Origin of the sequence: Brevundimonas sp. EAKA, assembly GCF_000698025.1 — a bacterium.
GTDB lineage: Bacteria > Pseudomonadota > Alphaproteobacteria > Caulobacterales > Caulobacteraceae > Brevundimonas > Brevundimonas mediterranea_A.
Window position 1 is genome coordinate 1 of the sequence record NZ_JMQR01000275.1, and the last position, 612, is coordinate 612.

At 63.1% G+C, this 612-nt stretch carries 1 protein-coding gene; it reads left to right on the plus strand.

Annotation, left to right across the window (positions count from 1 at the left end):
* Nucleotides 1-257: 257 nt before the first annotated feature.
* Nucleotides 258-612, plus strand: a 355-nt coding sequence (gene rpsF / locus ER13_RS17440; RefSeq protein ID WP_035311476.1) for a 30S ribosomal protein S6, incomplete at its 3' end; no start/stop codon positions are given.

A 612-nucleotide genomic window follows, 5' to 3' on the forward strand; every position in this document is an offset into this window, starting at 1 on the left:
TAGATTTTTTTTACACGGTTCCGCGGCTCTGGAGTTCGCCACAGGGTGGACCGTCGGCTGCGTCAAATGTGTATAAGAGACAGGAAATGTTGCGCATCGCCCCCTTTTCCCCTATAGGCCCCGCCTTTCCAGGGCTTCGGTCCTGTCGTGGAACACCAAAGGGTTGGACGTTCGGTCCGGCCGCCGCGCCAGGAGCCATCGTGGGGATCGACTTACCCGGTCGTTTCCACGCCGACGCCCACAAGGGAGACTACCGCATGGCTCTTTACGAGCACACGGTCATGACGCGCCAGGATATCTCGGCGCAGCAGGCCGAAGCGCTGAACGACACCATCAAGGACCTGATCGTGCAAGGTGGCGGTTCCGTCGCCAAGATCGAGTACTGGGGTCTGCGCAACCTGACGTACCGCGTGAAGAAGAACCGCAAGGCTCACTATTCGCTGCTGGCCGTCGACGCCCCTCCGGCCGCCATGGCCGAAGTCGAGCGTCAGCTGGGCATCAACGAAGACGTGCTGCGTTGGCTGCCCGTCCGCGTCGAGGAACTCGACCTGGAACTGTCGCCGCTGCTGGCCCGCCGCGAGCGTGAACGCGAGCGTGAGCGCGAGCGCACCC